This is a genomic window from Verrucomicrobiota bacterium (genome assembly GCA_016871535.1).
Taxonomy (GTDB): domain Bacteria; phylum Verrucomicrobiota; class Verrucomicrobiia; order Limisphaerales; family SIBE01; genus VHCZ01.
Genome location: VHCZ01000365.1, coordinates 1 through 4919, shown reverse-complemented (window position 1 = coordinate 4919; position 4919 = coordinate 1). Strand labels below are relative to the sequence as shown.

3 protein-coding genes are annotated in these 4919 nt (G+C 61.1%); 2 read left to right on the top strand and 1 reads right to left on the bottom strand.

All coding sequences use genetic code 11. The features are described from left to right. Positions 1-135 precede the first annotated feature (135 nt). Positions 136-549 (top strand): response regulator, encoded by a 414-nt coding sequence (locus FJ398_26080; GenBank protein MBM3841356.1) that lies wholly within the window; start codon positions 136-138, stop codon positions 547-549. A 163-nt stretch (positions 550-712) separates the two neighbouring features. Then, complete coding sequence (locus FJ398_26075; protein MBM3841355.1) at positions 713-1882, top strand: hybrid sensor histidine kinase/response regulator; 1170 nt, start codon at positions 713-715, stop codon at positions 1880-1882. Here FJ398_26075 and FJ398_26070 read toward each other — a convergent pair. Beyond that, positions 1854-4670, bottom strand: coding sequence for a hypothetical protein (locus FJ398_26070; GenBank protein MBM3841354.1), 2817 nt, complete (start codon positions 4668-4670; stop codon positions 1854-1856). The two genes, FJ398_26075 and FJ398_26070, sit on opposite strands and share 29 nt — an antisense overlap. Positions 4671-4919 lie beyond the last annotated feature (249 nt).

Below are 4919 nucleotides of genomic sequence, written 5' to 3'. Positions count from 1 at the left end.
TGGATCTTCGACTGAGGAGCAACGAAGCCAGGCGGCCTTTGGCGCGAAAACCCTCCGGGCGGCGGGTCTTTTGTCCGTGGCCTGCGTTGGCTCGGTCCTTACAGCCCGCGTTGGGGATGCTCGGACCTCGCCGCCTTGGCCACAGCCAAAATCCCTCGCCGCAGGACCCCGCGCAATTTTCGGACAGGCTCTCAGACGCCCGGCGAGGCTTACACCTATGTCCTCATGCTCACCGCGTTGAGCGGGCGAACCAATTACCTGGAAGCGATGAAGGCCGGAGCGGACGATTTCCTGAACAAACCGGTCGATGAAGAGCAATTGCTGGCCCGGTTGCACGTGGCGGAACGCATTCTCGGCTTGCGCCAGCACGTGAAGTATCTGGAAGGGCTACTCCCGATTTGCTCCTACTGCAAAAGGATCCGCGACGAACACAATGCCTGGCAGCAAATCGAAAGATACATCGCGCCGCGCAGCGAAGCGAAATTCACTCACACCATCTGCCCGGAGTGCTATGAGAAGGTCGTCAAACCCCAGTTGAAGGACATCTGATCTGGGACATGCAAAAATACTGGTCATCGACGACGAAGAGCGCACTCGCTTCACCATTCGCAAGGCTCTGTCGCTGAAAGGATTTGAGGTCACGGAAGCACCGGACGGAGCCGCCGGACTGAGACTCGCGCGGGTTCACGTTCCCGATCTCATCCTTTGCGATGTGAACATGGACGGACTCGACGGCTACGACGTTTTGGGCGCGTTGCGGAACGATCCCGTGTTGTCCACAACGCCGTTTGTTCTGATGACCGGCCAGGCCGACCTCCGCGGCATGCGGCAGGGGATGACGCTGGGCGCCGACGATTACCTGGCCAAACCGTTCAGCGTCGGCGAACTGCTGGCCGCGGTGAGCAATCGCCTCCAGAAGAATCAACTGCTGCGCGACCAAGCCGATCAGAAACTCGCCTCCTTGCGCACGCACATTAGCATGATGCTGCCGCACGAATTGCTCACGCCGCTGACCGGCATCCTGGGGGCGTCGGACCTTCTGCGCACGGAAGCCGCCTCGCTTTCGCGGGAGCAAATCGCCGAGTTCGCGCAAGCGATCAAAGACTCCGGCGCGCGCCTGCACCGGCTCGTTCAGAACTTCCTCATCTACGCCCAGATTGAGTTGCTCGCTTCGGACCCCGCCCGGCTCGCGGCGTTGGATCGCGGACCCACCATGGCGGCGGACCAATTCCTGAAGGAGCTGGCCTGGAAGCAAGCCCAGGCCGCCGGGCGCAGCAACGATTTGAGGCTGAAGCTTGGGCCTGGCGCCGTTGCGGTCTCCCGCGACCATTTTCAAAAAATAATCTCCGAACTGCTCGATAACGCGTTCAAGTTCTCGATGCCAGGAACGCCCGTCTCGGTCGTGTCCGCTGCCCAAACTCACATGCTGCGCGTGGAGATCAGCGATCGCGGACGAGGGATGAAGCCCGAGCACACCGCAGCCATTGGGGCCTACGTGCAATTCGAGCGGAAATTCTACGAACAGCAGGGCAGCGGCCTGGGACTGGTCATCGCCAAACGCCTCGTGGAAATCCACGGAGGCCAATTCTCCCATCGAGAGCGAACCGGGCACAGGCACGCGCGTGAGCCTGACGCTGCCCCAGGCGCCTTGATGCGCCGGTTTTCAATCCTTTCAATGGTTGATCTCCCTTCCCATGAACCAGACGGTAGGGCGAGCCTGTCCACAGCGAGCCGAGTCCGACGTGTTCCACGCACGTCGAGCGGCTCGCCGGGACGGACTCGCCCGGACTCGCCCTGCCGCGTTCATGGGCCGAGCGCAGAAAGGAACGTTCATGGCCCCAATGCGCGACGGTTCATCTTTTTTCTTCGGCAGATTTGGTGAAGACGCCTTGACTGAGATTTGTGTAGGTGCCGCTGCCGGTCTCAACCAGTTTCAGAGCGCGCACCTGGTAAAGTTTCGAACCCGCGGGCGCCGCTTCGTCTGTGAACCGCGTCCCCGCGAGCGCTGCCGGCGTGAGTTTTTTCCACGGACCGTCCCACGCATTGGTCGATCGATAGACAAGATATTGCGCGCCCGGCTCCGGAGACGCCGTCCAGGTCAAATTCACTTCTCTTTTCCCGCGAGCGACGAGCGCAGTCGGCGGCGCCAGGATTTGCAGGCGAAGCGTGGGATCCCCCAGCAACGCCAGGTACGTCATGTGAGCCGTGCGGTCCGGGTTGTCGTTGATCATGCGCAGAAATCCTGAGCCAACCGTTTCGCCTAGTCCCAGCGTCTCGAACGCCAGCGGCACATTCTCAATGGACACGGGCCGGAACCAGGTCACCACGAGACCCGCCTCCGGCGCGCCGAGAAAAGCCCGCATGAAATTGTCGGCATAGTCGAAATCCACGCAGTAGGACGCGAACAGGCTGGCAAAGAGCAGCCGCGGCGCTTTCGCTGGATCCGCCAGATGCGCGGACTCGTGGTAAGCGCTCGGCTGGCCCCGGACGCCGTAGGGCAAACCGTATCCGCACAAGATCCCCCAGACCGACGCATTAGCTCGAACGAACGGATCCCCGTCTACCAGGCATTGGGGGTCCGCGCCGAACATCCGGCTGCTGAGTTTCGCGGCTTGCGCGTAGGCTTCCCAATTCAGACCCGTCGGAAAGAAAGTCCCGGCCGTGATCCTTTCCGGCAAGACGAGCTGTTTGTGGCGGTAGCGATGATTCTTGTCGAAGTAACGCCGCAGCAGTTCGAGTTCGGAGCGCGATTTGAAGGCCGGCAACTTGGCAAAATCGATTCGGCCCACCGCGAGTTCAAGCCGCGCCTCGCCAATGGAATCGGGCGGGTAGCGGTTCTGGTCGAATTTCCCGTCGCCGACCAGATTATCGTGCCGGGATTCCGGCCGGCCGGCCACGCCGCTGGTGTAGTTCACGCGCGCATCCGTGTAAATTCCGTCCACGTCACCGTAGTAACCGTCGGCGGGGAGCGCCCGTGCGCCGTGGCCGTCCGGGTTGTGAAATCCCGAATAGGGAATCGGCACGTGGCCGATGAGGAGGACCGCGCGCGTCGCGGCCGGATCGGCGGAATAGCAATTCGCGACAAACGATTTGATCGACGCGATGGCGTTGGTGTTGGCTCTCCAGGCACGGTCATTGTGCCGCGGCACGTTGGTTCGAATCACGCTCCAGCCGTCGCCGGCCAGGTCCGCCCGAAAGATTTCGAGTTCGCGGGCGAGCGCTTTGGCGGCGGAATTCTCCACGACCAGCAGAAGCTGGCCGCGTTGTTCGACCGGCGCGGCGTTCAAGCCGGCGAGCAGGTATTGCCCGCCCACGTCGAATTCGTAACGCTGGCCCAATTCCAAATTCGAGTTGGTGAACCGATATGGCGCGTAGTTCACCGCCTGCGTCGTCCAGCGTGTCTCGTCCGCAACTCGCCGGCGTATCGTCGGCAGCTTCGCAGGTCCGTACCGCCAGGCCAGCGTGACGCTCCTGGACACTGCGTCGGCCGACGCCGTCAGCATCATGGCATTCGTGTAGCCTCCGACGCCGACCACCGTCCAGTTTCGGTTCGTTTCGGTTGGCAGAGCGACCGTAGAAAGATGGTTGGCGCCGCGCATGAGCCAGACCACGTTTTGGCCGTTGGTGTGGCGCCACAAAAGATCCGTGTGGCCGAGTGGATTGAACTGGCCCGTGGCAGCCAGGTGAAATCCCAGGTCCGGTTCGGGGCGAATTTCGTCGATGCGCGCGACCTTGGTGCCGTGCATGACCCAGATGGCATTTTTGCCGGTTCCAGTGTGCCGCCAGTAAATGTCCCCATAGCCGTCATTGTTGCAGTCCGCCGTCGCCACCGCACGCCAGGCGGGATCGCCATTTTTCGCGATGCGTCCCACTTCTCCGTTCCAATGGGTCCCGTTTAGAAACCAGACCGCGGTCAAGTCGTGGTTGTGGTCGCGCCAAAGAATGTCGGCGTAACCGTCCGCGTTGAAATCTCCGGTGCCGACCACATAAAAATTAGTCGCGCCGACGGAAAGGGAATGACGGGCAAGCCGATAGGTCCCGCGCATGAGCCAGATTTCGTTTTGACCGGTGGATGGCGAGCGCCAGAGCAAATCGGTCTGGCCGTCGCGATTGAAATCCGCCGTGGCCACAGCCTGCCAACCGGCGCCGAGGTCGTTCGTGACCCAGCCGTTGTCGGCGAAGGCCAGCAGATTCATGAACCAGACGGTCGTCTGTCCGGTCGCGCGGTTCTGCCAGACAATGTCCGTCTGACCGTCGAGATTGAAGGCGCGCGCGGTTGGAGCGTGAGCAGCCAGCAGAATGGCCAGCCGGAGGATGGATGCCATGAACGGAAAAGAGCGAGATGCGCCGCAATGGCGTCTTGGAGCGCGGCAGTCCTCCGTGGCGCAAAAAGTTTGTCCCGAGCGGGACAAACTTTGTGTCGTGTGGTTCGACGTTCCACGCTCGCTGTTGGATGTTCGATGTTCCACCGGCAACGTCGAGCATTGAACATTGAACTTTGAACTTTGAACCTTGAACGGTTCATGGGAAGGTCTCGTGGCTTTCGAGCCGTGCATACACTCCATGAACCCGTCGATGGTGGGGCGGTGCTGCTGCGCCGACGTATCGACGGAAAAACGGCTGCGCGGCAACGCAGCCCTACCATGAGACAGTACGGAGAATATGCGCATCGCTCGGTTGGACAGCACTGCCGCTCGGCCTTTTGGTCATCGCGGTGATTCTACCGCAGCAGAGGAGAATCGAAAGCGCGATCGTGGCGAGAGTAACCCCTCAGTGAAAGTAGTTAAATTTAGTTAAGGGTCTGTGCAAAAATAAATTCCGGTTTTGCTGGAGGCGATTTCGCTTTCTGGCGAGGCACGACGAAGGAGCATAGCCAGGGCTCTGCGACTGAGGAGAAACGAAGCCAGAAAGCGAAATCG